Genomic DNA, 24290 nt, shown 5'->3' with positions numbered 1-24290 from the left:
GGGCCCTGCCTCCCGCCCGGGGAGGGAGGGCGGGAGGCAGAGCGGCGGGGCCCGCGGGACGGTCAGCCGCCCCGCGGGCGGGCGGTGGGAGTCGCGGCCCTCGGCCGGGTCACTTCACCGCGCCCACGGCGATGCCGCGGGTCAGGGTCCGCTGGAAGACCAGGAAGAAGACGATGGCGGGCAGCGCGCCGAGCAGGCCGGCCGCGTTGGTCATCGTCGCGTCCATCAGCCGCTGGCCCTGAAGGACGCCGAGCGCGACCGAGACGGTCTGGTTGTCGTTCGACGGCAGCATGACCAGGGGCAGCAGGAACTCGTTCCAGGTCCAGATGAAGAAGAACACCATCAGGACGCCGAGGGTGGGCCGGCTGATCGGGACCACCATCCGCCACAGGATCTGCCAGCTGTTCGCGCCGTCGATCCGGGCGGCCTCGATGACCTCCTTGGGGAAGGCCCCCAGCACCGAGGAGAGCAGATAGGTGCCGAACGCCGCCTGGATGACGCTGAAGACGATGATCAGGCTGACCCGGGTGTCGTACAGCCCGGCCTCCTTGGCCAGGTAGTACAGCGGGTAGACCAGGGCCTCCTGCGGCAGCACGTTGGCCAGCACGAAGAAGGCGAGGATCCACGCGCGTCCCTTGATCCGGCCGATGCCGATCGCGTACGCGTTGAGCACGGACAGGACCACGCCGAACACGGCCACCAGGCCGGAGATCAGCACCGAGTTCATCAGCATCTGCCCGAAATTGACACGCGTCCAGAAGTCGGTGAGCGCGTCGAAGTGGAGGCCATGGGGCAGGGCGAGCGGGCCGTGCGCGGAGTAGTCGGCGGGCGACTTCAGCGCATTGTTGAGCACGATCAGGAGCGGCAGCACCATGAAGATCGCGCCGAGGATGATCGCCACCAGTACGGGGTAGCGCTTTGCCGCGGTCACTGGGCGTCCTCCGCGCGGGTCTGGAAGCGCAGGCCGACCATGGTCAGCGCCAGGATGATCAGGGTGAGCACCGTCGCGATCGTCGAGCCGTAGCCGACGTCGGTCTTCTCGAAGAACGTGGCGAACGAGAAGTACGACGGCACGATGGTCGCGTCGGCCGGTCCGCCCTTGGTGAGGACGTACACGGCGCCGAAGACCTTGAGGGCGGCGATGGTGCACCAGAGCATCACCACGTAGATCTCGGGGCGGATCTGGGGCAGCGTCACGTGCCAGAAACGCTGCCACCAGTTCGTCCCGTCCAGCTCGGCCGCCTCGTACAGCGCCGGGTCGGCCCGCTGCAGCCCCGCCATGAAGATCACGACGGGGAAGCCCAGCTGCACCCACACCATCACGGCCATCACGCTCCAGAGCGCGAACTTCGGGTCGCCCAGCCAGTCCTGCTGGAGCGAGCCCAGGCCCACCGCCTTGAGCACCTCGTTGAGCGAGCCGTTCTCGGGGGCGAGGATCCAGCTCCACACGATGCCGGCGACCGTGATGGGCAGGACCTGGGGCAGGTAGAAGCAGGCACGCAGCACGCTGGCCAGCTTCGATCCGAAGTGCTTGCCGATGAAGTCGAACAGGGCCGCGGCGACGACGAGACCGACGGCGGTCGGGACCACCGCCATCGCCACGACCATGGCGAGGCTGTGCCGGAAGGACTCCCAGAAGCGCGAGTCCTTCATGAGTTCCCGGTAGTTGTCCAGTCCCGCCCATGCCGGGGACCCGACGCCCTGCCAGTGCGTGAAGCTGAAGTAGATGTTCATCACGAACGGCACGACGATGACCGCCAGGAAGGCGATGACACCGGGGATCAGGTACAGCGCGTACGGGTTGCGCAGCCGGAGGGGTCGGGCACTCATGACGTGGGCGCACCCGCGTCATAGGCCTTCTGGAGCTCGTCGAGGACCGCGTCGGGGCTCGCGCTGCCGGTGATCAGCTTCTGGGTGGCGGAGACCAGCACGTCGTAGAAGCCGGGGACCGGCCAGTCCGGGTAGAAGGCCAGACCGTCCTGGGACGAGACCTTGTTGAAGTTCTCGATCAGTTCCTTGGAGCTGGGGTCGGTGATCGCCGTGGGCTCGGCCGCGACGGGGACGCCGCCGTTGTTTCCGAGGGTGTTCTGGATCCCCTTCTTCATCGTGATGTCGATGAAGTCGTACGCCAGCTGCTTGTTCTTGGCGTTCTTCGGGACGACCCAGAGGTTGCCGCCGGAGCCGAGGGTGAGCTTGGTTCCGGGGAAGAGGAACGAGCCCCACTGGAACTTGTTCTCGTCACGGAAGCGCCCGTACCACCAGCTGCCGGAGAAGAAGATCGGGGACTTGCCGCTGATGAAGGAGACACCGGCGTCCTCGGCCTTGGCGCCGCTGCTCGTCTTGGCGATGTAGCCCTTCTTCACCCAGTCCGAGAGGGTGTTGGCCGCGTACGTCCACGCGGCGTCGTGGAAGTCGGTCTTGCCCTTGTAGAGCTCGAAGGAGTCGACCCAGCTGCGGTCCGCCTTGGTCAGCGCCAGCTGGTACAGGTACTGGTGGGCCGGGTACTCCGCGCCTCCGTTGGCGAGCGGGGTGATGCCCTTGGCCTTGAAGGCGGCCAGCGCCTGCTCGAATCCCTCGAACGTGGTGGGGACCTGCACGCCGTTCCTCTGGAACAGGTCCTTGTTGTAGTACACCATCGTGTACTCGCCGAAGTTGGGGACGCCGTACCAGTTCCCGGAGCCCATGACGCCCTTGGCGTCGTAGCGGCTGGTGGTGGTCACACTGGGGCTGAGCAGCTTGTCCCAGCCGTGCTCGGTGACCTCGGGGGTGAGGTCGGTGAGCAGGCCCTGCTTGGCCAGCAGGCCGGCGGTGGCGTTGCCCTTGTTGTACTCCATGAGGTCAGGGGCGTTGCTGGAGTTGAGCACCATCGAGGCGGTCTTCTGGACCTGCTCGAAGCCCTTGGCCTCGAACTCCACCTTGACGCCGGGGTGCGACTTCTTGAACTCCGCTATCGCCTGGTCCCAGGCGACACCCATGGCACTGTTCGGGGCCTCGTAGTGCCAGAGCTTGAGGGTCTTGCCGTCGCCTTCCTCACTGCCGCCGGAACTGCCGCACGACGTGATGAGCAGGACGCCCGCCAGGGCAGCTGCCGCGAGAGCTGCCGGTCTGCGCACCTTCAACATTGAAGTGACCTCCACCTGGGCTGTACGAACGGAGCGACGCCCATCGAATGGATTCGATGCGGCGCGTCGAAGCGCTTCGACGCAGGACCGTATGCAGGGTGGAGTCGTATGTCAATGGTGTTAACAAATCACCGACCGGCGATTTCCAGCGGGCGGCCAGGAGCAGGTGAGCGGCACCGCCGCCGCCCCGGCCGCCGGTGCGGACTCCCTGTGGAGCGCCCCCGCGCCGGTGGCGAAGCGCTTGCCGCCGCGCGGTCCGGTCGGCGGGGCCGTCGAACCGCTCCAAAGCGCGGGCCCGGACGGCCACTTGGCACCGCCCGTCCCGCCGGCACAACCGAGGACGTGACGTCCGGCGCGCCGGACGGAGCACGCACGAGGGGCGGAGCGCGTCCGGCGCTCCGCCCCTCGTACCGTGTCTTCCGGTGCCGTCCTACGCTCGGTGGTACTGCGGCGGCGTGGCGATCTCGCCGCCGAGCTTCCGCGCCGCGTGGCGGGCCCAGTACGGGTCGCGCAGCAACTCCCGGGCGAGCAGCACCGCGTCCGCGCTGCCCGAGGCCACGATCGCCTGCGCCTGCTCGGGTTCGGTGATCAGGCCGACGGCCGCGACCGGCATGCCGGTCGCGCTGCGCACGCCCTCGGCGTAGGGCACCTGGTACCCGGGGACGGCCTCGATCCTGGCGTCCGGTACGTTGCCACCCGTGGAGACGTCCAGCAGGTCCACTCCACGAGCGTGCAGTTCCTTGGCGAGGCGGACGGTGTCCTCGGCGGTCCAGCCGTCCCGGTCGTCGTCCTCGTTCTCGGCGAGCCAGTCGGTCGCGGAGGTCCGGAAGAAGAGCGGCAGTTCCTCCGGCCACACGGCGCGGACCGCGTCGACGACCTCGAGGGCGAAGCGGGTGCGGCCCTCGAAAGAGCCGCCGTACGCGTCGGTGCGCCGGTTGCTGTAGGGCGAGAGGAACTGGTGGATCAGATAGCCGTGGGCGCCGTGGATCTCGGCGACCTGGAAGCCGGCCGCCAGTGCCCTGCGGGCCGCGTCGGCGAACTGCCGGACGATCTCCGCGATGCCCTCGGCGGTCAGCTCCACCGGGGTCGTCGAGCGCTCGGCGAACGGAACGGGGCTCGGGCCCACCGGGGTCCAGCCGTGCGGCTCGCCGGGCGGGATCGGCGCGCCGCGGTCGACCCAGGTGCGCTCGGTCGAGGCCTTGCGGCCCGCGTGGGCGAGCTGGATGCCGGGGACGGTGCCCTGGGACCTCAGGAACGCCGTGATGCGCCGGAACGCGGCGGCCTGGGTGTCGTTCCAGATGCCGAGGTCGTAGGGGCTGATCCGGCCGTCGGCGCTGACGGCGGTGGCCTCCGTGATGATCAGGCCCGTTCCGCCGGCCGCGCGGGCCGACAGATGGGCGAAGTGCCAGTCGTTCGGCACGCCGGCGTCGGGGCCGTCCGGTGCCGCGCTGTACTGGCACATGGCCGCCATCCAGATGCGGTTGGGGACGGTCAGGGACCTGAGGGTGTACGGCTCGAACAGGGTGGTCACGCGGGGTGTCTCCTCTGATGGCGTCGGGAGGCCCGGGGCGACGGCGCGGGCACCCGGGGGCCACCACATCAGTGCAACAGCGCCTTACGAGCAGCAACAATAATTGCAGACGCTTATAAATGCAAGCGCATAATGTCCGCCCGTGCGGCCACGGCCCGCCGACCGCTCGCCACCGGCCACGCCACCGGCCGCGGCGACCGGTCAGTAGAGCGTCGCGACGGCAGTGCGGTGCAGCATGTCCTCGGCCCGCCCCCAGGGCCAGCCGTTCTCGACGACGAGCGTGCGCCAGCCGGTGGGACCGAACCAGAACCACAGCAGGTCGGCCGTCTCCTCGACGGCGCAATGGCGCGGCGGCTCGTCGAGCGCGTGCAGATGGCCGGCGACGGTGCGCAGCGCCCCGCGGTACGCGGTGGTGGCCCGCTCCCACAGCGCCTCGCCGTTCTCGTGGACCGGCAGCGCCTTGTGGACGGCCTCGTGGACCCGGAACTGGCTCTCGTTCCCGGCCCGCGTGCCATGCGCGACGGCGCGCAGCGCATCGGCCGGGGTACGCAGCGTGAGCACGTGCGCGACGGCGTCCCCGTACCCGGACTCCACGACGGCGGTGTCCACGATCCGGTCGAGGATGTCGCCCTTGCTCCCCGCGCTGGCGAACACCGTCTTCGCCGCCACCCCGGCCGCCGCGGCGATGTCCGCCACGGTCACGCGCCCGTAGCCGCGCTCGGCGAAGAGCTCGGCGGCACGCTCGAGGATCAGCGCGCGGGTGCGGGCCGCGGCCTGCTCGCGGAGCGGTGAGACGTATACGCGCTTCTGGGTCACCGGATCATCCTAGTCAAAATGACCTCCGCTTTGACCTATTCATTCGGTGCTCAGTAACCTCAATGTGCGCGGCACCCGATCACCCGCGCCACACGGACCCACCCGACGCGGGCGAAAGGCACACAACGATGGCGATGGACGCCGTGGAACTGGCACACGGGCTCTTCCGGATACTCGAGACGGGCGATCCCGCCCTGGCCGCCGAGGTCGTCGGCGCCGGCAACCACAACCGCGAGGCCGCGGTCGCCCCCGCCGCCTGTGCGATCCCGGGTCCCGCCGGGACCCTGGCCTCGGGCGTGTGGCTGCGTTCGGCCTTCGAAGGCCTGCGCTTCCCGTTCCTCGGGGTGGCGGCCAACGACCATCAGGTCTGGGTGCGACTGCGCATGCAGGGGCGGCACACGGGCCCGTTCGTGCGCTTCAAGGACGGGGCGCTCGACCAGGCCGTCCCGCCCACCGGGCGGGAGGTCGACTTCGAGCAGGTGCACCTTCTCGACATCCGCGACGGCAAGGTGGTCGGGCACGAGGCCCTGCGCGACGACCTGACGATGCTCGGCCAGCTCGGGGTCTTCCCGCCCTCGCCGGCCGTCGCGCTGCGCGTCGCCGCGTGGAAGATCTCGGGGCGCGCCGCGCGCGCCGCAGCGGAGGTCACGGCCGCGGCGGAGCAGGCGGCCCGCACCCTGGACGCCCTCGGCGCCGGCGGCCGGCACGGCTGACCAGGATGCTTGCGTCACAGCAGTTCGGCGTCCACAATACTTGCAGACGATAACTATTGCAGATGTAGATCATCGGGAGGCGGCGATGACCGCGACGGATCCGGCCCTGACCGGGCTTTCGCAGAGCTGGTACGCCCTCTCGGCCCTGCACGGCAGGATCGAGGCGCGCATCGAGCGCGCCCTGCAGGCGGGACATGAGCTGAGCGTGCGCGAGTACTCTCTGCTGGAGGTCCTGAGCCGCCAGCACGACGGACCGGGCGGCCACCTCCAGATGAAGCAGGTGGCCGAGGCGGTCGTGCTCAGCCAGAGCGCGACGACCCGCCTGGTGACCCGGCTGGAGGACCGGGGGCTGCTCAGCCGCTACCTGTGCGTCACCGACCGCCGCGGGATCTACACCGACGTCACCGAGCCCGGCCTGGCGCTGCTCGCCAAGGCCCGGCCGACCAATGACGCGGCGCTGCGCGACGCGCTGGACGAGGCGGCGAAGAACCCGAACCTGGCCCCGCTGGTCAGGACGGTCGAGGGGCTGCACCTCCCGGCCGCCGTCTGAGCATCCGCGGCGCATGAGGCCGGTCGCGTTGCGCGACCGGCCTCAACTCACCGTGAGAAGTGCCGCCGTTCGAGGCGGCGTCGACGTGAAGTCCCTTTTGCGATCGTTTGTTCTGTCGTGTCAGGCTGGACTGTCCGGACATCGCTGAAGGGACCCGTCATGAGGCTCGCCTCGATCCTTCCCGACCGCATCGGCTTCGGCACCGCCCCTGTGGGCAACATGTTCCGCGCCGTGCCGGACGAGGAGGCACACGCGACCCTCCGGGCGGCCTGGGACCAGGGCATCCGCTACTACGACACGGCCCCGTTCTACGGAGCCGGCCTGGCGGAACTGCGCCTCGGCGAACTCCTGTCCCGGCAGCCCTCGGACACCTACGTGCTGTCCACCAAGGTCGGACGCGTCGTGTTCGACGAAAGGGAGGATCCGGGTGCGCGCGAACACGAACTGGGCGACAAGGAGGGCCTGTTCGAACACGGACGGCCCTTGACGATGGTGACCGAGTACACCGCCGAGGCCACCGAGCGCTCGCTGGACGACAGCCTCAAGCGGCTCGGCACCGACCGCATCGACATCGTGTGGGTGCACGACATCGCACAGGACTTCCACGGCGACGCCTGGCTGGGGAAATTCGAGGAGGCCCGCACCGGCGCGTTCCGCGTGCTCACCCGCCTCCGCGACGACGGTGTCATCAAGGCCTGGGGCATCGGCACCAATCGTGTCGAACCCATCGAGCTGGCGCTGGAGTTGGACGAGCCGAAGCCCGACGGCTTCCTGCTCGCGGGCCGTTACACACTCCTGGACCACGAGCGCGCCCTCCAGCGGCTGCTGCCCACCGCCGCGGACCAGGGCCTCGGCATGGTCGTCGGCGGACCCTACAGCTCCGGGGTGCTGGCCGGCGGCGACCACTTCGAGTACCGGCCCGCGTCCGCCGAAGTGCTCGACAAGGTCCGCCGGATCAAGAAGATCGCCGACCGGCACGGCGTGGCGATGAAGGCGGCCGCGCTGCAGTTCTCGCTCGCCCACCCGGTCGCCTGCGCCGTCGTGCCCGGGGCGACCCGTCCGGGCCGCATCGCCGAGGACATCGCCGCGGCGCGGGAGGAGATCCCGGCCGCGTTCTGGCACGACCTGCGCGAGGCGGGACTCGTCAGCCCCGCCGCGCCACTCCCCGGCGGCGCCTGAACCCGCGCCCTCCGGCCGACCCGTTCCCGTGCACCAGCCGACGACACCAGGAGAACCCCATGGCTTCGACTTCGGTGAGCCAGGTCGTCCCCGCCGCTCCCGAGCGCGTGTGGCAGTTGATCGGCGGCTTCGGCTCGCTGTCCGACTGGATCCCCTCCATCCCCGAGACCGTCCTCCTGGAGGGCGGCCGGGTCCGCCGCCTCCGTACCGCCGACGGCGAGGTCGTCGTGGAGCGGCTGATGTCCTTCGACGAACAGCAGCGGAGCTACTCCTACACCTTCATGGAGACGCCCTTCCCGGCCACGGGCTACCTGGCCACGCTGCGGGTGCACGCGGTCCCCGGCGACAAGGACGCGGCCGAGGTCCAGTGGTCCGGCCGGTTCGTCCCGCAGGGGGTCGGCGACGACGACGTGATCGCCCTCTTCACCGGGATCTACCGCGACGGCGTGGACGCCCTCCTGAAGGCACTCGCGGGCTGACACGCCGCGGACCGGCACTTCGCCGCACACGGACCACCACGGACCACCACGAAGCGGGGCGGGCACCGGCGGTGTGTGCCCGCCGGTGCCCGCCCCGCCGTACGCCGGTGGTCAGCGGCGGGCCCGCCCCGTACAGCGGCGCGGTGTCGTAGTAGCGAATGCCCTGGTCCCAGGCCGCCTGCACGGTGGCGGCGGCCTCGCCCTCGGGGATGGCCCGGAACATGTTGCCCAGCGGCGCGGTGCCGAAGCCGATCTTGTCGGGGAGGATGCGGGTGACGTTCACGAGGGGTCCTCCTCGGATGCCGGGGTCGCGGGTTCGCGGGCGCGGCGCCCGTGGCGGTCGGGGTCAGTGCCGGCCGGCGAGCGAGGGCTGCTCGCGGCCCGTGGAGTCGGCGACGACGCGGCTGCGGCCGCCCCGGCCCTGGCCCCTCCGCCGGTCGAGGCCGGCGGAGACCACCGCCAGCACCAGGGCGGAGCCGGTGAGCGCCGCACCGACCACGTTGGGCGCGGTGTAACCGAATCCCGCGGCGATGACGATGCCGCCCAGCCACGCGGACAGGGCGTTGCCGAGGTTGAAGGCTCCGATGTTCACGGCCGAGGCCAGGGTCGGCGCCCCGGACGCCTGGTCGAGGACGCGCTTTTGGAGCGGCGGTACGGTCGCGAAGCCCAGGGCGCCGATCAGGAAGATCGTCACTGCGGCGGCGGGCCGGCTGTGCGCGGTGAGGGTGAACAGGGCGAGCACGGCGGCCAGGGAGCCGAGTGCCGTGAAGAGCATCGGCATCAGGGCCCGGTCCGCGTACCTGCCGCCGATCAGGTTGCCGACGACCATGCCGGCGCCGAACAGGACGAGCAGCCAGGTGATCGAGGAGTCCGCGAAGCCGGCCACGTCGGTCATCATCGGCGCGATGTAGGTGATGGCCGCGAAGACGCCGCCGAAGCCCAGCACGGTCATCGCCATGGCCAGCACGACCTGCACATTGCGGAAGGCGCCCAGTTCGTGCCGCAGGCTCACCCCTTCGGGCTTGGGCAGGTCGGGGACCAGTTTGGCGACGCCGGCCAGGCCGAGGACGCCGAGGGCCGCGACGAGCACGAAGGTCACCCGCCACCCGGCGCTCTGGCCGATGAACGTTCCCAGGGGCACGCCGACCACGTTCGCGACGGTCAGCCCGGTGAACATCAGCGCGATGGCGCGGGCCTTCTTCTCGGGCGCGACGAGTTCGGCGGCGACCACCGAGCCGATGCCGAAGAAGGCACCGTGGGTGAAGGAGGCCAGGATGCGTCCGGCCAGCATGACCCCGAAGGCCGGGGCGAAGGCGGACACCAGGTTGCCGAGGACGAACAGCACCATGAGCAGCATGAGCATGTCCTTGCGCGACATCTTGGTGCCCACCAGCGTCATGATCGGCGCGCCGATCATGACGCCGAGGCCGTAGCCCGTCACCAGGAGGCCGGCGGTGGGCACGGACACCCCGAAGTCGGAGGCGACCTGCGGCAGCAGGCCCATGATCACGAATTCGGTGGTTCCGATCCCGAAGGCCCCGATGGCGAGGGCCAGGAGCGCGATGGGCATGGTGAGGACCTCTCGGAGATTGCAAGGACACCTAACTGGCGTCCACAATATTTGCACGCGCTGCATAACGTCAAACGCGGCCCATTTCGGGGCCGGCCGAGCGGCCGGGCAGGCCTGCACGCCGATATACGGTGTACGCGCCCTGTCCGCTGTCCCGCATATGCCGCGCTTGCAAATACCGGGGGACGCAAATAGCGTGACGGCAGGAAGCGCGGAAGGTTCCCTCCTCCGCCCGGACGTTCACCCGTCCGCACCCGCCCCACGGCCCCGGCAGGCCGTGACGCGAAAGGATCGGCGCCATGACCACACCCCTCCCCCACCTCACGCTGAACAACGGCGTGACCATGCCGCAGCTCGGTTTCGGCGTCTTCCAGGTACCCGACGCGGAGACGGCCGCCGCCGTCACCACCGCCCTGGAGAGCGGCTACCGCAGCATCGACACCGCCGCGATCTACGGCAACGAGGCCGGCGTCGGCCAGGCCCTGACCGCCTCCGGCATCCCCCGCGACGAGCTGTTCGTCACCACCAAGCTGTGGAACGCAGACCAGGGGTACGACACCACCCTGGCCGCCTTCGACACCTCCCTCGCGCGACTGGGCCTCGACCACGTGGACCTCTACCTGATCCACTGGCCCGCGCCCGCCCACGACCGCTACAAGGACACCTGGCGCGCCTTCGAGAAGATCCACTCCGAGGGGCGGGCCCGTGCGATCGGCGTCTCCAACTTCCAGCCCGCGCATCTGCAGCGCCTGATGGACGACAGCGGTGTCGTCCCGGCGGTCAACCAGGTCGAACTGCACCCGCGGCTGCAGCAGCGCGAACTGCGCGCCTTCCACGCGCGGCACGGGATCGCGACCGAGGCGTGGAGCCCGCTCGCGCAGGGCGCGCTGCTCGGCGACCCGGCCGTCACCTCCATCGCCGGACGCCTCGGCCGGACGCCGGCCCAGGTGATCCTGCGCTGGCACCTCCAGCTCGGCAACGTCGTCATCCCGAAGTCCGTGACGCCCGAGCGCATCCGCCAGAACCTCGACGTGTTCGGCTTCGAACTCACCGACGCCGACATCGCGGCGATCGACGCCCTCGACGACGGCGGCCGCATCGGGCCGGACCCCGACACCTTCAACTGACCACCGGGCGGCCGCGCCGGCCGCCGCCGGCCCCCGTCGGCGGCCGGCCGCCGTCCGGCGCCGTTCGGTACGGTCACCAGCTCAGCGCGTCCTGCCCGCCGACGTGTCCGCCGCGGCGCTGGTGCGGGATCTGGTCCGGACGCCGGGCGCGGCGCGCAGGGCTCGAAGGGGCCGAAGGGGCCGAAGGGAACACACCCGCGATCGCGGTCGCGGCGCACAGCAGCGCGGCGGAGGCGGTGTTGACCAGGCCTCCCGCCAACACGGCGCCTATGAGGGCACCGAGCGCGCCGCCGGCCAGTCCCGCGCCGAAAACGATCCCGCGAGTCTTCAATTCCACGAAGAATCACTCCCTTTCGCCTTCCTCACCACATTTGCCCCGCTGCGACACCGGTTATTCCAGGGATCGTCTCCCTGGGTGAACCTGCGGGCGACGCCGGCCGAACCGGCGAAACGGCGCATGTCACACCCCCGCCCGGGCAGACGCGTCACGCGGGACGGGCCCGCCCGGTGCACGGCAACGACCGGACGGAGACGCACGGGAGCGGACGGGAACACCATGGCGGAGCAGCGGACTGTGACGGGCGGGTTCCACGGGACCGGCGGCCCGCGGACCCCGGACCGCCGGTACAGGGCGGCGGAGTTGCTGATCGTCGCGCGCCGCACCGCCGTGGCGCTCTGGGACGAGGACGCCTCGGAGAGGGCCGCCGCCCTCACGTACTACGGGGTGCTGACGCTCTTCCCCGGCATGCTGCTGACGGTGTCGGTCATCGGCCTGGCCGACGCCTCGGCCACCGGTGACCTCATCGCACGGGTGAGCGCCCTCGCCCCCGCCGGATCCGGGGAGATGCTGGCGCGCACGATGCGGGCGGTGGCGCGGGAACGATCGGCCGCCTGGGTGCTGGCGGTCACCAGCGCGACGGCCGCATTGTGGTCGGCGGTGAGCTATCTGGCCGTGTTCCGGCGGGCGTTGCACGCGATGAACCGGGTGCGGGACCACCGGCCGTCCTGGCGCACGGCACCGCGCATCGCGGCGACGGCCTCGGTGCTGCTGACCCTGCTGGCGCTCGGCCCTCTGACGCTGATGCTCACGGGCCGGCTGGCCCGGCGGTCCGGCGCCCTGCTCGGCGTGTCAGGGGTGGCGGTGACCGCGTGGAACGTCGTCAAGTGGCCGCTGCTGCTGAGCCTGACGACGCTGCTGGTGCTGGTCCTGTTCCGTTCCGGGCCGCCGCAGGTACGCCCGGTGCGGGTGATGCTGCCCGGCGGCGTGCTCGCGGTGCTGCTGTGGCTCGCGTCGACTCCCGTGCTGACGCTGTACGTCTCGCACGTGGGGACGTACAGCCGGCTGTACGGGCCGCTGGCAGGCACTGTGGTCTTCCTGATGTGGCTGTGGGTGTCCAACCTCGCGCTGCTGAGCGGTGCGCATTTCAACGCGGAGCTGCGGCGCCACCGGACGGCCGGAGTTGCGTCCGGCGACGGCCGCCCGGACGCGGCGCGATCACGTCGGCCCTGATCTGCCGCATCGGGCTGCTGACCACCCGGTAGCGGCCGTTGGGCAACGGGGCGGCACCGGTGATGTGCACGGTGAGCGGGCCCGCCCATTCGTAGTCCCGGCGTTCGGCGTGGCGCTGGAGCGCGTCGGTGAGCGCCTCCCCCACACGGCCGCGGTCCTCGCCCAGCTCCTCGAGGAGGGGCACGGCCAGTTCGACGGTGTAGACGTTGGGCACCACCACCCGGCTGGCACTGCACACCACGGCGTGGTCGTCGCACTCGCGCCGCAGCGCGTGGAGGAGTTCCACCGGCTCGTGGCCGAAGACCCTGGCGTACAGCGCGTGCTCCCAGCGCTCGATCGCCCTTTCCCAGCGTCGCAGCATGCCCATGTCGTCGCGCCTGCCCGGCAGGCCGCGCCTGATGCCGCCGGCCCGCGACCGCGGCCGGAAACGGGCGGTGGGACGGGACGAACAGCCGGAACTGCGACCCGACGGGAGGTGTGCTGCGACGGAAGTGACGGAAGCGACGGAACCTGCCGTCGGCGACATTAACCGCCACGCCCCGCTGACCCACCAGGGCACGTACCAGGCCCGCATCGCGGGGGCCGCGATCGGCGCCCTGGCGGCCGCCGCGAGCTGGACACGGCGGCAGGGGGCCCGCACGCGGCCACCGCCGACGTGCACGCCGTGCCGCAGGTGTTCTTCTGCGACCCCGAGGCGGGCGCGGTGGGCCTTTCCGCGGCGGAGGCGGAGCGTGCCGGTCACCGGGTGCGCGCGGTGGACGTCGACCCGGGCCGCTCGGTGCAGGGGGCGAATCTGTACGCCGACGGCTGCACGGGCCGGGCCCGCATGGTCGTGGACGTGGACAGCGGCAGGCTGCTGGGCGTGACCTTCGTCGGGCCCGACGTCAGCGAACTGCTGTACTCCGCCACGGTGGCCGTCGCCGGGCAGATCCCGGTCGACCGGCCGTGGCACGCCGCCCGGGCGGGCGCCGCGCGGGCGGGCGCCGCGCGGGCGGGCGCCGCGCGGGTGTCAGTGCTCGCGCTGGAGGGCGACGACGGCCATGTCGTCGCCCAGCGGCCCATGGGTATGGCCCAGCAGGTCCCGGGTGACCGCCCGCACCAGGGTGGCCGGGCCCGCGCAGGTCAGTCCGGCTGCGCGTTCCAGCAGCGGGTAGAAGCCGCCCTCGGCGTCGCGGGCCTCGGTGAGGCCGTCGGTGTAGAGCAGCAACTGGTCGCCGCCGACGAAGGGGAAGGTGCTGGGGGCGTAGGTGCTCTCGGCCAGGGCGCCGAGGCCGAGCGGCGGGGCGGGCTCGGCCACGTCGAGGAGGGTCGCCCGGCCCCCGTGCAGCAGGAGCGGGGGCAGGTGACCGCAGCTGACCACGTGGACGTACGGCTCGTCGTCCGGGATCTCGACGACCGCGGCGGTCACGAACCGCTCCCCCACGTCGGCCTCGGCCGACGCGTCGCAGAACTCCGCCAGACCCCAGCGCACGCTGCCCTCCAGCGAGGCGACGAGTTCCGGCAGCGGTTCCTGGCGGTGGGCCGCGGCGCGGAAGGCGCCGAGGACGGTCTCGGTCTCCCCGAGCAGGTCCACCCCCTTGCCGCGTACGTCACCGATGAGCAGGCGCGTGGCGTTCGCGGTGCGGGCGACCGCGTACAGGTCGCCGCCGACGAGGACGCCGTCGTCGGCCGAGCGGTAGGCGGACGCGATCGTCAGCGGTCCCGAGCGGCCGGGCAGGGGCCGCAGGACGACCCGCTGGGCCGCCTCCGAGACACGGCGCTCGCCGGCGAGCTCGTGCCGTCTCCGCTCGCTCGCCAGGGCGAAGACCACCAGCAGCACCGACACCAGCACCAGGGATGCCAACTGCACCAGGACGTTCTCCGAGGTCAGGGCAGAGCGTTCGGCGCCGGCGGCGATCAGCGCCAGCACGGCGAGCAGCGCGGTCAGAGCGCCGCGCAGAGGCCCCGCGAAGGCGGCGACCAGCGCCACGGGAACGACCAGGACGTGCGCTATGTGAATGTTCATCGGCAGAAACAGATCCGCCACCGGCACGGCCACGATCAGCATCACGGCCATGATGGTGATCACGCAGTCACCAGCACATGCCGCGGCGGCTTCCCGGTGCCCCGCAGCACGGGGACCGTCACGCCACCACGCGTCCATCCCGGCTCCTCTCCCGCGGCCCGCCCGCGGGCCTGCACGACGGCACCAACCATCGTGCAGCGCATCCAACAAATAGACCAAACATTCTTTTCTCTACCAAAAACACCATAACTGGCAGCGCTCGGGTCGGTGCGGGGTAGGGATCCAGCGTGATCCGGGTACTGGTCGTGGACGACGAGGCGCTGATCCGCACGGGCTTCCAGCACATCCTCGACGCGGCGGACGACATCGAGACGGTCGCCGCGGTGGCGGGGGGACGGGCCTTGCGGGCGGTGGACGAGCTGCGTCCGGACGTCGTGCTCCTCGACATCCGCATGCCCGACGTGGACGGACTCACGATTCTGTCCGAGATCCGCAGGATGCCCGCGCCCCCGGTGGTGGCGATGCTGACCACCTTCGACACCGACGAGTACGTCACCGCCGCCCTCCGGGCCGGGGCGGCGGGCTTCCTGCTCAAGGACACCGACCCCGAGCAGCTGGCGTACCTGGTGCGGAACCTGGCGGCGGGCGGGGTCGTGCTCGCCTCCGCGGTCACCCGCACCGTCGTGGACGGCTACCTGGAGGGCGAGGAGCAGGCCACCGCTGCCCACGCGGTGGCCGGGCTGACCCACCGGGAGCGGGACGTGCTCGTGCTGGTCGCCGAGGGACTGTCCAATGCCGACATCGGCACACGGGTGCATCTGAGCACCGGCACGGTGAAGGACCACGTCAGCGCCATCCTCACCAAGCTGGGGGTCGGCAGCCGGGTGCAGGCCGCGCTGCTGGCCGAGCGCGCCGGGCTGCTGCGCCACAGGCACGGGGACGAGGACGGCGCCGGGGCCGCCGGGCGGGCGCCGTGAGCGAGGCCGGGAATCAGGCCACGTAGCGGCTGAGGCGGGTCGCCTTGTTCAGGGCGTACTCCAAGGGACCCCGCCGGAAGAAGGACAACCACACGACGGCCGCCAGTATGGCGGCCGCGACGAACGCGAGCAGGATCGCCGCCGGCGGGCCGGGCAGGTCGTCGAGGTTCAGGCCCAGTGCCTCGACGGCAAGGATGTGCCCCACGTAGACCGTCAGGGACATCGTGCCGACCGCGATCACCGGCATCGCGATCCGCCGGACCGTGCGCCGGCGGGTGACGGCGTCCGTGCAGCCGACGAGCACCAGCAGGGCGACACCCGTACCGGCGATCACCGAGAGCGTGGTCTCGCTGTGCGGAGAGGCCGCCCACAGCCAGGACGTGCTGTCCCCGTCTCCGCTCGGGAAGCCCGCGGCGTCCGACCACCAGGCCGACCGCGCGCCACCGCGCTCCGCGTCGGCCCCGAACATGGAGATTCCCGGCACAACGCCGGGAATCAGGTGCAGCGCCAGCCATGATCCGCCGTAGCCGACCAGGGCCAGCGCCCCACCTGTCATCGCCAGCCGCGCACGAACGGTTGCCGACCGGAGGTCGAGACGGGCAACCGCCATGCCGGCGATGAGGAACGGCACCCACGCGAGGACGGGATAGTCACCGGTGAACATCAGCCCGATGACACCGTCCGTGCCGCTGACATGGGCCAGGGGGTCGTACCGCGTGACCACCTCGGCCCACGAGCCTTGATCGATCGAGCGCTGCACCACGAACAGCGCCTGTGGCAGCACCAGCACACTGACCGCCGCGATCGCGGCGAGGACGGCCGGGCGCAGCCGGTAGAGCGGGAGAACGAGCAGGAAGCACACGCCGTAGTACGCGAGGATGACCTCGATCGAGGTGCCCGACATCGTGAGCGCGGTGCCCAGGGCCACCAGGATGACCGCGCGGATCATGACCCGGACGACCGCCTGCCGGCCCGCGCGACCGGTCAGAGGGGCCTGCCGCCCGGTGATGAGAACCACCGAGAAACCGGCCAGGAAAGCGAAGAGGGCCGCGGACCGGCCCTGCGCGAGTTCCATCATCCAGCCCCGGAACCCGCCGATCGCGGGGTCGGGGCCCACATGGGCCGCAAACATTCCGAACACCGCGATTCCACGCGCGAGATCCACACCCACCATGCGCCCCACCGGGGCTTGTCCGGTGGTGCCTACCGGGGCGCCGGTGGGAGCCGCCCGCTCCGCTACCGGTCGCCCCGGGGCCGACACGGTGAAGAGAACATCGTGCGCCATGTCTCGATACTCCCCGGGCGGGACCGCCGACGGGTATCCGGCAGGCGTCCGGTCCTGCCCCGCCGGGCGGAGGGTGCCCGCCCCCCGCCGCCTGGCGGGACCATGCGGCCGGGTCCCCGCGGACGCCGGGCACAATGGCCGTGCATGAGCTCCTGGTTCCAGCAACAGCGGTACGGGGACGGCCTGATCCGCCTCACCGAGCCGCACGTCCACGAGATCCTCAAGGCGAACATGTGGTGGCTGCGGGGCACGGACCGCGACGTCGTCGTCGACGCCGGCCTGGGCGTGGTCGGCCTGCGCGGGGAACTGCCCGCGCTCTTCGCGCGCGATCCGCTGGTCGTCCTCAGCCACGCGCACCTGGACCACGTCGGCGGGGCGCACGAGTTCCGGGAGCGGGCGGGGCACCCCGCCGACGCCGCCGTCCTGGCCGCGGGCGTCCCGGCGAGCCTGGGCGGGCCCGAACTCGCCCGTCTGCTCGGCGCCGGCGACATGGGGGCGGACTTCCCCGGTGTGATGATCGACGCCCTGCCCGAGCCGGGGTACGACCCGGCGACGTACCGTGTCGCTCCGGTGACGCTGACCCGCCCGGTGGAGGACGGGGACCGCATCGAACTCGGCGGCCGGACGCTCACCGTCCTGCATCTGCCGGGGCACACCCCCGGGTGCCTCGCGCTGCTGGAGGAGCACACCGGGGCGCTCTGGTCAGGGGACGTCGTCTACGACGGGCACCTGGTGGACGATCTGCCCGGGTCCGACGTGGCCGCCTACCGGCGCAGCCTGGAGTTCCTGTGCGGCCTTGACATGTCCGTCGTGCACCCGGGGCACGGGCGCAGCTTCGACCGGGCGCGGCTGCGCCACATCGCGGGGCAGTACCTGCGCAGGACGGCCGGGGACGGCCGGTAGCGCGGCCCCGCGCCCGGGTTGTCACCCCGGCCAGGTACCCGTCAGCCGCCGCACGCCGACCGCGCCGCCCCGGTCGACGGCGGCCTTGACAGCGGCAAAGATCGCGCCGCGCAGGGCGGCGGCGATCAGGATCTCCCGCCACGCGCGGTCCTCGTCGGTGGCCTTGGGTGCTTCGCCCTCCCGTCCGAGGAGCTTCCAGGCCCTGGTGAACAGCGCGCCTGCCACGGCGCCGCCGGCCGCGCCGAGGGCCAGTCCCACCGGCCGGTACAGAATCCTGGACTTCCTCATGGCCGGCCGCTCACCGCTTGGTGCGGCGCACGGCCAGGTAGATCAGGACGACCCCTGAGACGACGGCCAGGATCTGGTCACGGTTGCGGCCCGCCGTCACGGCGGCCTCCCGGGCCCGCGACCGGACGCGCTCCGGGGTGCGCTCGTGCACGCGCTTGAGCGCCCGGGCGGCCTTGTCCCTGGCCCGCGCCGTCCGTTCGTCGATCTGCTGCCGCGCGGCCGCCACGCGTTCCCGCGCGTGAGCGCTGCCCTCGGCGTGGGCCGCGGACTCCGCCACGGTGCCGCCGGGTTCCTCCCGGGCGCGCGCCGCGTCCTCGCGCCACTGCCCGGGTGCCGGGGCCGACGCCGCCCCGTGCCCCTCTTCCTTGTCCGACATCGTTCCGCCCTTTCCGTGATCCCGGCCGAACCGGCCCTCGCACCGCGGGCTCCGCGGTGCTGATGGATCGTCAGCGGAATGTTCCCCGCCCCTCGGCCCTCACTGGGCGGCTACCCCTGGCCGCGCACTGCATGCCGGGGGGCGCAGGCGCCGGCTACGGGCGCAGCTGCGGCGGCTCCTTGTCGCGGCCGAGGCCGGTCTCCACGTCGTGGCCGACCTGCCCGTGCCCCGCGCCGGGGTGGGCGATGTCCGCTCCGAGGTCGAACGCCGCCTGGTCGACCGCCTCCGTCACCTCCTCCTCCTCGTGCCGTCGCACGGCCTGCCAGTGGTGCTCGGCGATCCGCGCGACGAGGCCGCGGACCCCCTCGTGGTGTCCGTCTGCGGGGAGTTCGTCAGGGCTCATGCCCCCATGTTCCGTTGCCGGGCCGGGGCGGGACAACCAACCAAGGGTGAACCTCCGGCCCGCGCCGGGTCTCTGGCGCGCCGGGTGTCCTCGTCGTCCCCTACGCTCACCCCGCCAGAGGTGATCAAGGGGAGGGGCAGGGGTGGGGAACGAGATGCGCGGGCGGTGCCCGCAGTGCGAGGCGGAACTGCCGTCGGACGCCCGGTTCGTCGTGTGGTGCGTGGAGTGCGCGTGGAACGTGCGGGGCGGCGCCGACGACGAGGACGGCGACGCGGGCGGCCGCGTCGACCGGTTCCGGCGGCGGCTCTCGCGGGCCTACGGCGAGGAGTTGTTCGGCAGGATGACGTCGGCGCGGCCGCCGCGCCCGGGACGCGGCGCCGCGTACGGCGCGGCACTCGCGCTCGCCACCTTCATCCATCTGCTCACACTGGCCATCGCGGTGAGCGGCGTGTGGCTCGCGGTGTGGGGCTGGGAAGCGGGCGTCCCGGTGGTCCTGGGGGCCCTGCTGCTGGGCCTGGCGTGGCTGATGCGCCCGCGCCTCACACGGATGCCGCACGGCATGCCGGTGCGCCGTGCGGACGCGCCCGCGCTGTACGCGCTGCTGGACGAGGTCGCCGACGACCTGGGAGCACCGCGTGCGGACGTGGTCCTGGTGGATCCGGAGGTGAACGCCTCGGTGATGGTCGTGGGAGTGCGGCGCCGTACGGTCCTCACGATCGGGCTCGGGCTGTGGGACCCGCTGACCCCGCAGCAGCGGGTGGCCCTGCTCGGCCACGAGTTCGGGCACCTGGTCAACGGGGACTTCCGGGACGGGCTGTTCGTGGGCTCCGCGTGCAAGGCCCTCGCCCAGTGGTACTACCTGCTGCGCCCCAGCCGCGACACCAGGGGCATGGGACCGGTCGAGTCCGTCTCACGGCTGTTGCTGTTCCCTCCCGCCTACGCCGCGCTGCTGCTCCTGTACGTCCTGGACCACCTGACGCTGCGCACCTCCCAGCAGGCCGAGTACCTCGCGGACGACCTCGCCGCACGGGCCGGCTCATCGGCGGCGGCGATGGAGCTGATGGACCGCCTGTTGCTTGCCGACGCCGTCCAGTTCTGGCTCCACCGGCAGAGCGTCTCGGCCAGGACGACGCACCGGGGCACCCGCGGCCCCGGGGAACCCGACGAGGCTGTCTGGGAAAGGCTGGCCGCATACGTGGCCTCGATCCCCTCGCACGAGGTGGAGCGGCGGCGACGGGTGTCGGTCCTGACCGCCCACGCCAAGGACGGCACCCATCCGCCGACTCACCTGCGCCGGGCCGCCCTGGCCTCCAGGGAGCACCGGGAGGCCGCCATCGTGCTGGATGTCGCACGGGCCAAGGAGGTCGATACGGCGCTCGACACCGCGCGCCGGACGTTCGGCCGGAAGGTGCTGCGCGGCTGAGAACGCGGCGTACGCCGCCGGACCGCGTGCCATGATGCGAGGCGGACAGGCACAGGGACGGCCCTGTGCGCGGGCGCGGCGCGGGGTGCGGGAACGATGACTGGACGGCGGCACCCCCTGGCGGCCCCGGACGCGGCGCCGCCGCCCGCTGCCGCACCGGAGCACGGGCGGGCGGAGCGCGCCCGGGACCGGCGACGGCGCGGGCGGTGGCTGTTCGGCCTCGCCGTGGTCGCGCTGCTGGCGCAGATGGCGTTCGCGATGGTGACCACCGCCGTGCAGCAGACCCCCACGATCGACGAGCCCGTGTACGTGGGCACGGCGGAGGTCTACCTGCGCGAGCACAGCCTGCGCTTCAACCCCGAGCACCCGCCGCTCGGCAAGCTGGTCGTCGCGAGCGGGCTGGCGTTCGCCGACGTGCGTCTGGACCCCGGCTTCACCGGGGACCAGACGCAGTTGGGGCGCCGCGTCCTGTACGAGTCGGGCAACGACCCGTGGCGGGTGATGCTCGCGGCGCGCCTGCCGGTGATCGTGCTGACGCTGCTGTTCGGGCTGGTGGTCCTGGCCTTCGCACGGGACCTGTTCGGTCCGGCGGGGGCGCTGGTGGCGCTGGCGCTGTACGCCTTCTCGCCCGACGTCGTCGCGCACGGGTCACTGGCCACCCTGGACGTGCCCGCCGCCGGTTTCGCGCTGACCGCGGTGTGGTGCCTGTGGCGGGCCCGAGGACGGCCGCGCCTGTGGCTGCCGCTCGCCGGCGCGGCGCTCGGGGCGGCCCTGGCCACCAAGATGAACATGCTGGTGGCGGTGCCCGTGGTACTGCTCCTGGTCGCCGTGGACCGGGGAAGGCACCGGCGTTGGGCGCGCGGCCTCGCCGCGGCGGCAGGCGTGGGGCTGGTCGCGGTGGCGGTGGTCTGGGCCGTCTATCTCGCGGTGGACCCGCGGCTGCGGTGGACGGCACCGCAGGGGGTGCCGGCGGTGCACGGACTGCGCGGGACGGCGACGTCGCTGCTGCCGTTCCCGGAGGCCTACCGGGACGGGATGCGCCTGCAGTTCGGCTTCGAGAACGCCACGTGGGACGGCTTCCTCTTCGGCCGGCACTATCGCGGGGCGCTGTGGTACTACCTGCCGGCGGCGCTGCTGGTGAAGACCCCGCTCGGCATGCTGGCCCTGTGGGCGGCAGGGGCGGCCGCGCTGCTCGCCGTGCCCCGGCTGCGGCCCGCGGCGGCGTACGTGCTGCTGCCGCCACTGGTGCTGCTGGCCGCGGCGATGACCGGGTCGCGGGACCTGGGCGTCCGGTACGCGGTGTTCATGCCGGTGTTCGGGGCGGTCGCGGCCGCGGGGGTCACGGCCGTGCGGCGTCGGTGGGTCCAGGTGACGGCCGCCGCGCTGGTCGCCTTCTCCGCGGTCAGCTCGCTGCTGACGTTCCCCTACTATCTCCCGTACTCCAACGAGGCGTTCGGCGGTCCCGCGCAGACGCATCTGCGCCTGCACGACTCCAATGTCGACTGGGGCCAGGACCTGGGGCGGCTCGCCGACCGCCTGAGGGAGCGTCACCCCGGAGAACCGGTCTGGCTGGTGTACAAGGGCAGCGGCGTGCCGTCGTCCTACGGCATCGCGTCACGGAACCCGCTGACCGTGCCCCCGGATCAGGTGCACGGCCTGCTCGTCGTCTCGGACTCCTCGGTCGCCAAGGCCGAGGGCCGGCTCGCCGCGCTCCTGAAGGGGGCCGCACCGGTCGACGAGGTCGGGCACTCCATCACGATCTACCGGCGCTGAACGCCGGGCCGCGCGCGCAGCGTTCGGCGACAGGACTGTCGGCGCCGCTCAGGGGCGCTCAGGGCTTGCGGGCCACATGCCGTAGACGTTGATGTCGGCGTCCGTCACGTCGTTGATGTCGTTGTAGTGGATCTTGTCGATGTCGTCGAGGCCGTCGATGAACGCCGGGTCCATGTCCGCGGTGGAGGCGCCGGTGTCCGGGGAGTGGTCGGGACGCCAGTGGTGGACGGGAACGAGGCCCGGCTCGACCAGTTCGAGGCCGTTGCCGCTCGCGAAGCGCAGGACCTCGTCGTGCGGACGGAGCACGAAGGAGAAGCCCCGGTCCTGGCACGTCCTGGCCACCTCGGCGATCTGCTCGGCGTTCAGGTCGGAGGTGAGGTGGGTCAGGACGACGTGGCTGCCCGGGGGTGAGTTGGTGCCTCCCCTCCCCCACGGGTCACGGTGGTGCCCGGGGGGCCCTCGGGACCCGCGGCGCCGGCGCGACGAGCCGCCAGGGCCCGCAGCGACCAGGTCAGTCCCGGGGCGGCGGACTCCGGTGCCGGCCAGCCGTTGACCGTCGCCAGCAGTGCGGCGTACCGCTCCCGGCGCGGGTCGTCGACGGCCGCCAGCAGGGCAGGCAGCCGGCTGCTCGAGGCGTCGTCGTCCGCCGTGCCCAGCGCTTCGGCGCAGCCGGCGGTCAGCGCCGCCACGACGGGCGCTGCCCGCGGGGACAGCGGATCGACGCCGGCCGCGACCGCCGGGCCGGCCACGTCCCGGACCACCGCGACCAGGTCGCGGCGCGGCAGCCCCCCGCCGCCGCGGGCGCGCCGGGCCGTCAGGTCCTCGGCGACGGCGCGCAGACGCAGGCGGAAGCCGTCGTCCTGGGCGAGTTCGGCCAGCTCCACCCACGCGCGGAGCTGCTCGGGGGCGGGGTCCTCGGGCAGTTCGGGCGTCAGCGTCCGGCGGATCCCGGCGACCGCCGGGTCGTCGAGGCCGCCGAGGACGGCGTCCAGGAAGTCCTCGATCACCCGGCGCCGCTCCTGCTCGGTCAGCCTGGCCAGTCGGTTCATGCGGTCCATCTCCTCGGGTGTGGAGCCACGTTCGGCCACCGCCGTCAGTACGGCACGCCGCAGGTGCAGGACGCGGATCTGCGCCGCCAGTGCCTCGGCATGGGCCGCGGCCACCTCGGGCAGGGTGAGTTCGCGGTCCACGACCTTGCGGATCGTGGCGAGATCCAGCCCGAGGTCGCGCAGGGTCCGCACCAGCTCCAGGCGCGCGAGTGCCCGCGCGCCGTACAGCCGGTAGCCGGCCGCGCTGCGGCCGGTGGGGACCACGATGCCGCGGTCGGACCAGAACCGGACGGTCTTGACCGTCAGTCCCGTGCGCCGGGCCAGTTCGCCGATCGAATGGAGCGTGCCGTCGTCCATGGCCCCACTCTCGCGTCTCCCCCCGGGGGAGACTCAAGCGGTTTCCGGGATGCCCTCCGGCACATCGCGCTGCCAGCGGCGCTCCCCGTCCTGCAGGTGACCGGTCGGGGTGAGGCCGCAGGCCCGGGCGACGGAGGCGGAGGCGTGGTGGTCCGGGTGGATGTGCGCGACGACCGTGCGGACGCCGCGGGAGTCCAGCCAGCCGGTCAGCGCGCGGGCGGCTTCCCCGGCGAGGCCGCGGCCCTTCCAGGGGGTGCCGACGACCCAGGCGATCTCGGCCTCGGGGCCCGCGGCTCCGGGGGAGATCGTCGCCTGGACGTAACCGGTCAGGCACCCCTCGTCGCGCAGCCGGAGCACCCAGTTGAGCCAGGAGACGGCCGGGTCGGGGGAACCGGCGAGCACGCGCGTGTAGCGGGCGCGCAGTTCGCCGGCGGTGTCGGGCCGGCCGCCGGTGAAGGCGTGCAGGGCGGGGTCGGCCAGGACGCGGGCCATCTCGTCGGCGTGGCCCGCGCGCAGCGGAAGCAGGTCGAGGCGGGCGGAGCGCGGGGCGCCGTCGACGGCGACGCACACACCGAAGACCCGCTCGCCGCCCGTCCAGTCACCGGCGCCGAACCGTACGCGGTGGCCGTCCCGGTCCACGGCCGTCACCTGGTGCAGACCGGGCGCGCCTCCGTCCCGGGCGAGGACGATGTCCCCGGCCGCGATCCGCGCCGGGCCGGCCGGGGCCACGACGACCCGCCTGCCGCCGCGCAGCGGCGGCGCACCGGCCCCGTCCGGGCAGGCGAACTCCACGGTGTGCCCGGCGGCCACCCGTTCCACGACGTCCTCCATGATGCCCATGGCCACGATCATGC

At 72.4% G+C, this 24290-nt stretch carries 26 protein-coding genes and 2 pseudogenes; 11 read left to right on the top strand and 17 right to left on the bottom strand.

Annotated features, from left to right (window positions below):
- Positions 1-109: 109 nt before the first annotated feature.
- From RV983_RS33405 to RV983_RS33385, 5 genes are all read right to left on the bottom strand, one after another.
- Positions 110-874 (bottom strand): carbohydrate ABC transporter permease, encoded by a 765-nt coding sequence (locus RV983_RS33405; RefSeq protein ID WP_475990537.1) that lies wholly within the window; start codon positions 872-874, stop codon positions 110-112.
- Positions 875-927: 53 nt separating this feature from the next.
- Complete coding sequence (locus RV983_RS33400; RefSeq protein ID WP_475989442.1) at positions 928-1830, bottom strand: carbohydrate ABC transporter permease; 903 nt, start codon at positions 1828-1830, stop codon at positions 928-930.
- The gene (locus tag RV983_RS33395) at positions 1827-3122 is read right to left on the bottom strand and encodes an ABC transporter substrate-binding protein (RefSeq protein WP_475989441.1); all 1296 of its coding nucleotides are present in this window, start codon (positions 3120-3122) and stop codon (positions 1827-1829) included. The genes RV983_RS33400 and RV983_RS33395 overlap by 4 nt, the downstream gene beginning before the upstream one ends.
- A 430-nt stretch (positions 3123-3552) precedes the next feature.
- Entirely contained in the window at positions 3553-4653 is a 1101-nt protein-coding gene (locus RV983_RS33390) for an NADH:flavin oxidoreductase/NADH oxidase (RefSeq protein WP_475989440.1), read from the bottom strand.
- Between the two features lie 201 nt (positions 4654-4854).
- Positions 4855-5469, bottom strand: a complete 615-nt coding sequence (locus tag RV983_RS33385) for a TetR/AcrR family transcriptional regulator (protein ID WP_475989439.1) — start codon at positions 5467-5469, stop codon at positions 4855-4857.
- A gap of 128 nt (positions 5470-5597) precedes the next feature.
- Here RV983_RS33385 and RV983_RS33380 point away from each other — a divergent pair, with 128 nt between their 5' ends.
- From RV983_RS33380 to RV983_RS33365, 4 genes are all read left to right on the top strand, one after another.
- Positions 5598-6182 (top strand): ester cyclase, encoded by a 585-nt coding sequence (locus RV983_RS33380; RefSeq protein WP_475989438.1) that lies wholly within the window; start codon positions 5598-5600, stop codon positions 6180-6182.
- Positions 6183-6267: 85 nt separating this feature from the next.
- Entirely contained in the window at positions 6268-6732 is a 465-nt protein-coding gene (locus RV983_RS33375) for a MarR family winged helix-turn-helix transcriptional regulator (protein ID WP_475989437.1), read from the top strand.
- 159 nt (positions 6733-6891) lie between these two features.
- Positions 6892-7911, top strand: a complete 1020-nt coding sequence (locus tag RV983_RS33370) for an aldo/keto reductase (protein WP_475989436.1) — start codon at positions 6892-6894, stop codon at positions 7909-7911.
- 59 nt (positions 7912-7970) lie between these two features.
- Positions 7971-8390: an SRPBCC family protein gene (locus tag RV983_RS33365; protein WP_475989435.1), complete on the top strand. Its 420-nt coding sequence runs from the start codon at positions 7971-7973 to the stop codon at positions 8388-8390.
- Between the two features lie 121 nt (positions 8391-8511).
- Here the strand turns inward: RV983_RS33365 and RV983_RS33360 are convergent.
- Positions 8512-8673, bottom strand: a pseudogene (locus tag RV983_RS33360) (aldo/keto reductase); the annotation flags it as partial.
- A 63-nt stretch (positions 8674-8736) separates the two neighbouring features.
- The gene (locus RV983_RS33355) at positions 8737-9960 is read right to left on the bottom strand and encodes an MFS transporter (protein WP_475989434.1); all 1224 of its coding nucleotides are present in this window, start codon (positions 9958-9960) and stop codon (positions 8737-8739) included.
- Between the two features lie 299 nt (positions 9961-10259).
- On the opposite strand from RV983_RS33355, the gene RV983_RS33350 reads away from it, so the two are divergent.
- Positions 10260-11087 carry an aldo/keto reductase gene (locus RV983_RS33350; RefSeq protein ID WP_475989433.1) on the top strand — a complete coding sequence of 276 codons (828 nt, stop codon included), beginning with the start codon at positions 10260-10262 and terminating at the stop codon, positions 11085-11087.
- Between the two features lie 73 nt (positions 11088-11160).
- Here the strand turns inward: RV983_RS33350 and RV983_RS33345 are convergent, their stop codons facing one another.
- On the bottom strand, positions 11161-11424 hold the full coding sequence (locus RV983_RS33345; RefSeq protein WP_475989432.1) for a hypothetical protein: 264 nt from the start codon (positions 11422-11424) through the stop codon (positions 11161-11163).
- A 219-nt stretch (positions 11425-11643) separates the two neighbouring features.
- Between RV983_RS33345 and RV983_RS33340 the strand changes: the two genes are divergently transcribed.
- Positions 11644-12597 (top strand): YihY/virulence factor BrkB family protein, encoded by a 954-nt coding sequence (locus RV983_RS33340; RefSeq protein ID WP_475989431.1) that lies wholly within the window; start codon positions 11644-11646, stop codon positions 12595-12597.
- On the opposite strand, the gene RV983_RS33335 is transcribed toward RV983_RS33340, so the two are convergent.
- Entirely contained in the window at positions 12512-12964 is a 453-nt protein-coding gene (locus RV983_RS33335) for a DUF3662 domain-containing protein (protein WP_475989430.1), read from the bottom strand. The two genes, RV983_RS33340 and RV983_RS33335, sit on opposite strands and share 86 nt — an antisense overlap.
- 145 nt (positions 12965-13109) lie before the next feature.
- Here RV983_RS33335 and RV983_RS33330 point away from each other — a divergent pair.
- Positions 13110-13561: pseudogene (locus RV983_RS33330) on the top strand (pyridine nucleotide-disulfide oxidoreductase); the annotation flags it as partial.
- A 45-nt stretch (positions 13562-13606) separates the two neighbouring features.
- Here RV983_RS33330 and RV983_RS33325 read toward each other — a convergent pair.
- Complete coding sequence (locus RV983_RS33325) at positions 13607-14665, bottom strand: PP2C family protein-serine/threonine phosphatase (RefSeq protein WP_475989429.1); 1059 nt, start codon at positions 14663-14665, stop codon at positions 13607-13609.
- Positions 14666-14889: 224 nt separating this feature from the next.
- Here RV983_RS33325 and RV983_RS33320 point away from each other — a divergent pair, with 224 nt between their 5' ends.
- The gene (locus RV983_RS33320) at positions 14890-15579 is read left to right on the top strand and encodes a response regulator (protein WP_475989428.1); all 690 of its coding nucleotides are present in this window, start codon (positions 14890-14892) and stop codon (positions 15577-15579) included.
- A gap of 13 nt (positions 15580-15592) precedes the next feature.
- Here the strand turns inward: RV983_RS33320 and RV983_RS33315 are convergent, their stop codons facing one another.
- Positions 15593-16753: a DUF418 domain-containing protein gene (locus tag RV983_RS33315; RefSeq protein ID WP_475990536.1), complete on the bottom strand. Its 1161-nt coding sequence runs from the start codon at positions 16751-16753 to the stop codon at positions 15593-15595.
- A 255-nt stretch (positions 16754-17008) separates the two neighbouring features.
- On the opposite strand from RV983_RS33315, the gene RV983_RS33310 reads away from it, so the two are divergent.
- The gene (locus RV983_RS33310) at positions 17009-17767 is read left to right on the top strand and encodes an MBL fold metallo-hydrolase (RefSeq protein WP_475989427.1); all 759 of its coding nucleotides are present in this window, start codon (positions 17009-17011) and stop codon (positions 17765-17767) included.
- Positions 17768-17788: 21 nt separating this feature from the next.
- On the opposite strand, the gene RV983_RS33305 is transcribed toward RV983_RS33310, so the two are convergent.
- The 3 genes from RV983_RS33305 to RV983_RS33295 form a co-directional block, all read right to left on the bottom strand.
- Complete coding sequence (locus RV983_RS33305) at positions 17789-18055, bottom strand: DUF4235 domain-containing protein (RefSeq protein WP_475989426.1); 267 nt, start codon at positions 18053-18055, stop codon at positions 17789-17791.
- Between the two features lie 10 nt (positions 18056-18065).
- Positions 18066-18431 carry a hypothetical protein gene (locus RV983_RS33300; RefSeq protein ID WP_475989425.1) on the bottom strand — a complete coding sequence of 122 codons (366 nt, stop codon included), beginning with the start codon at positions 18429-18431 and terminating at the stop codon, positions 18066-18068.
- A gap of 154 nt (positions 18432-18585) precedes the next feature.
- Positions 18586-18834 (bottom strand): hypothetical protein, encoded by a 249-nt coding sequence (locus RV983_RS33295; RefSeq protein WP_475989424.1) that lies wholly within the window; start codon positions 18832-18834, stop codon positions 18586-18588.
- A 142-nt stretch (positions 18835-18976) separates the two neighbouring features.
- On the opposite strand from RV983_RS33295, the gene RV983_RS33290 reads away from it, so the two are divergent.
- Complete coding sequence (locus tag RV983_RS33290; protein WP_475989423.1) at positions 18977-20257, top strand: M48 family metallopeptidase; 1281 nt, start codon at positions 18977-18979, stop codon at positions 20255-20257.
- Between the two features lie 96 nt (positions 20258-20353).
- Positions 20354-22030: an ArnT family glycosyltransferase gene (locus tag RV983_RS33285; protein WP_475989422.1), complete on the top strand. Its 1677-nt coding sequence runs from the start codon at positions 20354-20356 to the stop codon at positions 22028-22030.
- A 48-nt stretch (positions 22031-22078) separates the two neighbouring features.
- Here the strand turns inward: RV983_RS33285 and RV983_RS33280 are convergent, their stop codons facing one another.
- From RV983_RS33280 to RV983_RS33270, 3 genes are read right to left on the bottom strand one after another with little or no spacing between them, the layout of a single operon-like run.
- On the bottom strand, positions 22079-22381 hold the full coding sequence (locus RV983_RS33280) for an SAM-dependent methyltransferase (RefSeq protein WP_475990535.1): 303 nt from the start codon (positions 22379-22381) through the stop codon (positions 22079-22081).
- A gap of 32 nt (positions 22382-22413) precedes the next feature.
- On the bottom strand, positions 22414-23436 hold the full coding sequence (locus tag RV983_RS33275) for a MerR family transcriptional regulator (protein WP_475989421.1): 1023 nt from the start codon (positions 23434-23436) through the stop codon (positions 22414-22416).
- A 33-nt stretch (positions 23437-23469) separates the two neighbouring features.
- A complete protein-coding gene (locus RV983_RS33270; RefSeq protein WP_475990534.1) occupies positions 23470-24006 on the bottom strand; it encodes a GNAT family N-acetyltransferase in 537 nt (178 codons plus the stop codon).
- Positions 24007-24290: the final 284 nt, after the last annotated feature.

This window comes from Streptomyces sp. RLA123 (assembly GCF_056270165.1).
This window is presented reverse-complemented; position numbering and strand designations above follow the sequence as displayed.

Bases quoted from the DNA above. Each gene is read 5' to 3' on its own strand.
- RV983_RS33305 (WP_475989426.1), bottom strand. From the start codon at position 18,055: ATGAGGAAGTCCAGGATTCTGTACCGGCCGGTGGGACTGGCCCTCGGC.
- RV983_RS33315 (WP_475990536.1), bottom strand. From the start codon at position 16,753: ATGGTGGGTGTGGATCTCGCGCGTGGAATCGCGGTGTTCGGAATGTTT.
- RV983_RS33350 (WP_475989433.1), top strand. From the start codon at position 10,260: ATGACCACACCCCTCCCCCACCTCACGCTGAACAACGGCGTGACCATG.
- RV983_RS33405 (WP_475990537.1), bottom strand. From the start codon at position 874: ATGGTGCTGCCGCTCCTGATCGTGCTCAACAATGCGCTGAAGTCGCCC.
- RV983_RS33340 (WP_475989431.1), top strand. From the start codon at position 11,644: ATGGCGGAGCAGCGGACTGTGACGGGCGGGTTCCACGGGACCGGCGGC.
- RV983_RS33335 (WP_475989430.1), bottom strand. From the start codon at position 12,964: ATGGGCATGCTGCGACGCTGGGAAAGGGCGATCGAGCGCTGGGAGCAC.
- RV983_RS33400 (WP_475989442.1), bottom strand. From the start codon at position 1,830: ATGAGTGCCCGACCCCTCCGGCTGCGCAACCCGTACGCGCTGTACCTG.
- RV983_RS33275 (WP_475989421.1), bottom strand. From the start codon at position 23,436: ATGGACGACGGCACGCTCCATTCGATCGGCGAACTGGCCCGGCGCACG.
- RV983_RS33380 (WP_475989438.1), top strand. From the start codon at position 5,598: ATGGCGATGGACGCCGTGGAACTGGCACACGGGCTCTTCCGGATACTC.
- RV983_RS33370 (WP_475989436.1), top strand. From the start codon at position 6,892: ATGAGGCTCGCCTCGATCCTTCCCGACCGCATCGGCTTCGGCACCGCC.
- RV983_RS33285 (WP_475989422.1), top strand. From the start codon at position 20,354: ATGACTGGACGGCGGCACCCCCTGGCGGCCCCGGACGCGGCGCCGCCG.
- RV983_RS33395 (WP_475989441.1), bottom strand. From the start codon at position 3,122: ATGTTGAAGGTGCGCAGACCGGCAGCTCTCGCGGCAGCTGCCCTGGCG.
- RV983_RS33300 (WP_475989425.1), bottom strand. From the start codon at position 18,431: ATGTCGGACAAGGAAGAGGGGCACGGGGCGGCGTCGGCCCCGGCACCC.
- RV983_RS33365 (WP_475989435.1), top strand. From the start codon at position 7,971: ATGGCTTCGACTTCGGTGAGCCAGGTCGTCCCCGCCGCTCCCGAGCGC.
- RV983_RS33355 (WP_475989434.1), bottom strand. From the start codon at position 9,960: ATGCCCATCGCGCTCCTGGCCCTCGCCATCGGGGCCTTCGGGATCGGA.
- RV983_RS33375 (WP_475989437.1), top strand. From the start codon at position 6,268: ATGACCGCGACGGATCCGGCCCTGACCGGGCTTTCGCAGAGCTGGTAC.
- RV983_RS33295 (WP_475989424.1), bottom strand. From the start codon at position 18,834: ATGAGCCCTGACGAACTCCCCGCAGACGGACACCACGAGGGGGTCCGC.
- RV983_RS33310 (WP_475989427.1), top strand. From the start codon at position 17,009: ATGAGCTCCTGGTTCCAGCAACAGCGGTACGGGGACGGCCTGATCCGC.